This window comes from Kitasatospora sp. NPDC001527 (assembly GCF_040298605.1).
Taxonomy (GTDB): Bacteria; Actinomycetota; Actinomycetes; order Streptomycetales; family Streptomycetaceae; genus Kitasatospora.
In genome coordinates this window covers 1-5,036 of sequence record NZ_JBEPAM010000110.1, presented here as the reverse complement: position 1 = coordinate 5,036, position 5,036 = coordinate 1, and the positions used below count along the sequence as shown (strand labels likewise).

General features: G+C 76.0%; 6 protein-coding genes. All 6 read right to left on the bottom strand.

Translation table 11 applies throughout. The features are described 5' to 3' along the window. Positions 1 to 107 precede the first annotated feature (107 nt). Positions 108 to 1,340, bottom strand: a complete 1,233-nt coding sequence (locus ABT238_RS38530) for a hypothetical protein (protein ID WP_350807300.1) — start codon at positions 1,338 to 1,340, stop codon at positions 108 to 110. Between the two features lie 136 nt (positions 1,341 to 1,476). Next, the gene (locus ABT238_RS38525) at positions 1,477 to 1,971 is read right to left on the bottom strand and encodes a DUF3180 domain-containing protein (protein ID WP_350570014.1); all 495 of its coding nucleotides are present in this window, start codon (positions 1,969 to 1,971) and stop codon (positions 1,477 to 1,479) included. A gap of 221 nt (positions 1,972 to 2,192) precedes the next feature. After that, entirely contained in the window at positions 2,193 to 2,792 is a 600-nt protein-coding gene (gene folK / locus ABT238_RS38520) for a 2-amino-4-hydroxy-6-hydroxymethyldihydropteridine diphosphokinase (protein ID WP_350570016.1), read from the bottom strand. A gap of 58 nt (positions 2,793 to 2,850) precedes the next feature. Beyond that, entirely contained in the window at positions 2,851 to 3,210 is a 360-nt protein-coding gene (folB, locus tag ABT238_RS38515; RefSeq protein WP_350570091.1) for a dihydroneopterin aldolase, read from the bottom strand. Positions 3,211 to 3,468: 258 nt separating this feature from the next. Then, entirely contained in the window at positions 3,469 to 3,951 is a 483-nt protein-coding gene (locus tag ABT238_RS38510) for a nuclear transport factor 2 family protein (protein WP_350570017.1), read from the bottom strand. Positions 3,952 to 3,993: 42 nt separating this feature from the next. Beyond that, on the bottom strand, positions 3,994 to 4,866 hold the full coding sequence (gene folP / locus ABT238_RS38505; protein ID WP_350570019.1) for a dihydropteroate synthase: 873 nt from the start codon (positions 4,864 to 4,866) through the stop codon (positions 3,994 to 3,996). Positions 4,867 to 5,036 lie beyond the last annotated feature (170 nt).

The window sequence follows — 5,036 nt, the reverse complement described above, 5'->3', positions numbered from 1 at the left end:
ACGATGATGAGCAGGGCGGTGATCGCCGGCTCCTCCGCCCCGGCCAGCGCGTAGCCGATCAGCGGGGTGAAGGCCAGCAGGGCGATACCGCCGAGCCGGCGGCCGCCTCAGCGCGAGGCGCGCAGCTCGGGGACCTCGATCTGCTCGGTCTCGTCGTGCGGGGTCAGGTCGACCACCTCGGGGTCGGCGTCCCCGACCTGCGGCAGCACCTGGGTCTCCGCCTCCGGGCCCGTCTCGGGGCCCGCCTGCGCCCGCACCGCCGCCTGCTCGCGCGTCCGCTGCCGCTCGCGTGCCTGCTCCCGCGCCTGGGCCGCGACCGCCTCGTCGCCGACCACGTCCGCCAGGTCCGCCCGCTCGCCGAGCTCCGCGACACTGCGCACGGCCGGCGCCGGAGCCGCCGCGCGGACCGCCGCGCCGGAGCCGCGGCCGAAGAAGCTGAAGCCCTGCGGGCGCGGGGCCGGGGAGGCCGCCGGACGCGGACGCTGCCGCTCGGCCGGCAGCACGGGCGGCGCGGTGGGCGCCCCGCCGAGCTGTCCGACGGTCGCCGTCAGCACCGGCCGGGCCGCAGCCGCGGGGGCGGGCTCAGCGGCCTGGGCCCCGGGGGCGGCGGGAGCCGGCGCGGACGGCGCCGTCCCGGGCGCGGGAACCGAGGGAGCGACCGGGGCCGGAACCTCCGGCGTGACCCGCCGCGGTGCCTGCGCGGACGTCGTCGCGGGCGCCGTCCGCGCGCGCAGCGCGACCTCCGCACCCGCCGCCGCGCGCTCCGCCTCCCGCCGGGCCTCCTGCTCGCGCCGCGCCTCCTGCTGCGCCGCCCGCCGCTCCAGCTGCCGCAGCACGGCCGCGGCGCGGACGTACGCGGCCGGGCTCGCCGGGTGCCTGGGGCGGCTCGCGGCGAGCGCCCGCTGGGCCGCCTCGGCCTCCTTGAGCGCCTGCTCGGCGACCATCACGGCCCGCTCCTTGAGCAGCCGGGCGATCTCCGTCTCGGCCTTCGCCAGCCGGGACTTCTCGGCGGTCAGCCGCCGCCCGAACCGGGTCGCCCGCTCCTCGGCCACCTCGGCCGCGTACTCGGCCTCGGCGAGCTGCTCCTCGAAGCGCTCCTCGGCCCGCAGCCGCTGCGCGACGGAGACCTCGGCCGCGGCCCGCGCGGCCCGGTCGCGCTGGCGCAGCAGGACGGCGAACCCGAGGGTGGCGAGCACCGCGGCCGCGCCCACCGAGCGGACCAGCACGGTGTCCTGACTGAAAAGCAGCGCCCCCAGCGCGGCGACGATGAGCACGCCGGCGGCGGTGGGGGGAAAGACCCGGCCGAGGACGGAGGAATGACGGTGGCGTCCGCGAGACATGCCAAGAAACTAGCGTGCGAATTGGGGCCGTGTCAGCCCAGGGTCCGGTTCGGCCCTTGACACCGCGCCGGTTTTACCGGACGCATCCGGAAAATCACTCAAGATCACCGAAAAGCCCCTGGTCAGCGCGGTCCGATCAGCGGTGCGTGGCCGCCGGCCCGTGACCGCCCGGGTCGTCGTGGTTCTCCGGCAGCCGGCAGACGTGCTGCAGCCAGAGCGCCACCGCGATCACGGCCGCGCCGGCCAGCACCGCGAAGCCCGCGGTGATCGCCTGGTCCTTGCGGGCCGGCACGTCCAGCTCGCCCAGCAGGTAGATCCCGGCGCCCGCGTAGACCCCGGTGACCACCGCCGAGACCAGCGCGCTGGCCTGGGCGAGCACCACCGCCCGGGCCGCGCCCAGCGGGTCCACCCGCTTCGCCCCGGGCTGCCGCTCGCGCGCCGCCTTCAGCCGCGAGCGCAGCGAGAGCGCGGTCGCGAGCAGGATCACCGCCACCGCGGCCAGCACCACCGGCGCCGCGCCCGGCACCGCGGGCAGCGTGTCCAGGGAGGCCCACAGTTTGGCGCCGGCCCAGGACAGCGCCGTCGCGGCGGCGGTGATGCCGATCAGCAGACGGAGGCGAAGCAGCTTCACTCGGACGGGGTCCTTTCCCGGGCGGCGGGCGACGGGTGACGACGGGGCCGGCCGCCCCGGGCGGGTGCGGCGGCGTCAGGCCACCGTACCGGGCCCGGCCCGCGAAGGCCCCGGACCGCGGGCGCCCGCCCGGGACCGGGACGGACACCAGGTGGACGGCCGGCGGCCCCGCCGGAGTTCCCCGGCCCGCGGCCCGGCCGGGAACGCCCCGCCCGGGCGGGCTACTCCGGCAGCGTCAGCCGGATGTCCTCGCGCCGCCGCACGCCCTGCGCGTCCGGGCCGCCGAGCGCCGCCAGCAGCCCGGCCACCGGGCCGTGCCCGGGCACCTCGGCGTCCGGCTGGGCGTCCAGCCAGGGGGCGAGCACGAAGGCCCGCTCGTGCGAGCGCGGGTGCGGCAGCAGCAGCTGCGGGTCCTCGCTCAGGACGCCCTCGTAGGCCAGGATGTCGACGTCCAGGGTGCGCGGGCCCCAGTGGACGGTGCGGACCCGGCCGAAGGCGTCCTCGATCGCGTTGCCGCGCTCCAGCAGGTCGCGCGGCGGCAGCGTGGTGCGCAGCACCACCACCGCGTTGTAGTAGGCCGGCTGCTCGGCGGGACCGCCCACGGCGTCCGTCTCGTACACCGCGGAGACGGCCTTGACCTTGAGCCCGGGGGTGTCGGCGAGCGCGTCCACGGCCCCCTGGAGGGTCTCCAGGCGGTTGCCCAGGTTGGAGCCGAGGGCGACCACGGCGAAGCGCTGGCTGTGCAGGGTGGTGTCGACCGAGTCCACCCGCTGCTCCAGGTCGAAGGCGCTCGGCGCGGCGGTCGGGTCACTTGTGGTCATCGGACTTCCCCTATGGCTGAACCGGGCCCTGCGCAGGGCACCGGACGGACGGTGCGGGTCATCCGCGGGTCCGGTGGATGGTCACGGTCACGTCGTCGAACGGCACGGTGATCGGGGCGTCCGGCTTGTGGACGGTCACCTCGACCTCCTCCACCGGCTCGTGCTTCAGGCACTGGTCGGCGATCCGCTGGGCCAGGGTCTCGATCAGCTCGACCGGCTCGCCGGCGATGATCGCGGTGACCTCCTCGGCCACGATGCCGTAGTGCGCCGTGCGGGTCAGGTCGTCGTCCGCGGCGGCGGGACGGGTGTCCAGGTACAGCACCAGGTCCACCACGAAGGTCTGGCCCTCGGCCCGCTCCCGCTCGAAGACGCCGTGGTGGCCGCGGGCACGCAGGCCCCGCAGGGTGACGCGGTCCAGCAAACGAATCACTGCTCCCAGTCGGACGGGCCCCGCCCCGGAGGACGGTGGCGGGCAGGGCGGAGACGGGCGTCGCGCCCGCCGCCGAACTATTCGAATCTACCCGCGCGCGCCGACAACACCCGACCGTCCTACCCGGCACGAACCGTCGCCACGCGCACCGGAATGGCGATTGACGTGAACGTTCGGTGACCTTCCGGGAATTCCCCGGCCACCGGCCGGCGACGTTTTCCGGCGATTTCCCGCCGGGGCCCGGAATCAGTCCTCGTCGTCCTCGTCGGCGCTGGTCAGAACGGGTGAACCGTGGTGCGACCAGATTTTCCACCCGGCCGGGGTGCGCCGGAAGAGATTGGTGGACACGACCTTTCCGCCGACCAGCGGCCCGAGCTCGCCCTCCTCCTCGGCCTCGCCGCCGGAAAGGATGTTCTCGGTGCACGTGACAAGGGCCACATCGCCGTGCACCTCCGCCTCCTCGTCGGTGAGGATGAACTGGATGTACTCGGTGTTCGCCATGATCAGCATGTACGAGCGGGTCACCTGGGCCCGTCCGCGCAGCACCGGCCACCCGGGGTGGACGCAGACCACTCCCCCCTTGTCGTCCGCCTCGCCGGCGCCCAGCCAGGCGTCCTCGACCGCCGCGAGGTCGCCGGTCTCCAGCGCCTCGTAGAGCGCCCGGTTGGCGGCCAGGACCGCCTCCCGGTCCGCCCCGCCGGCCCGTCGGCCCGCCGTCTCCCCGCTCAACCTGCCGTCACCCGCCATGACCCTCCCGTCTTCGCCAAGCGCTCACCCGTGCCGGGCCGCGCGCTGCCAGGCCGCGACCACCCGGACGGCGTCCGCCGTGCCGGACACGTCGTGCACCCGCACCGCCCAGGCGCCGGCCTGTGCCGAGAGCACCGACACCGCGGCGGTCGCGTCGTCGCGCTCCCGGGCCGGGCGCAGCTCCCCGGTTTCCGGGTCGGCCAGCAGCGTACCCAGGAACCGCTTGCGGGATGCGGCGACCAGTACGGGCCGGCCGAGCGCGGTGAGCGCGTCGAGCCGGCCGAGCAGCGCCCAGTTGTGCTCGGAGGTCTTGGCGAAGCCGAGCCCCGGGTCGAGGATCAGCTGGTCCTCCTTGACCCCGGCGGCCAGCAGCGCCTCGACCCGGGCGGACAGCTCGCCGACCACGTCGGCGACCACGTCGCCGTAGACGGCCAGCCGGTCCATGTCGGCGGACTGCCCGCGCCAGTGCATCACCACGAACGGCGCGCCGGTCTCGGCCACCACCCGGGCCATCGCCGGGTCGGCCAGGCCTCCGGAGACGTCGTTGACGACCAGCGCGCCGGCCTCGACGGCCCGCTCGGCCACCGAGGCCCGCATGGTGTCGACGGAGACCGCCACGCCGGCGGCGGCCAGCTCGCGCACCACCGGGACCACCCGGCGCAGCTCCTCCTCCTCGGGGACGCGCTGCGAGCCGGGGCGGGTGGACTCGCCGCCGACGTCGACCAGGTCGGCGCCCCGGGCACGCAGCGCGAGCCCGTGGGCGATCGCCTTGGCGGGGTCGTGCCACAGCCCGCCGTCCGAGAAGGAGTCGGGAGTCACGTTGACCACGCCCATGACGGCGCAGCGGTCGAGCCGCGGCAGTCCGGGCGGCAGCGAAAAGGGCGCCGAATTGCTCATAACCCCATTATCTGACCCACCGCCTCCGGTCACCCGGCACCCACCCCCCGCAACGCCGCCGGCCCCCGCCGAGGAGCGTCCTCGGCGGCGAGTCCTCCGGCTCGGCGCTCACCGAGACGCTCGGCGTCGGCAAGGGCAGCGTCAGCCTCAAGGACCTCTACCAGGCCGAT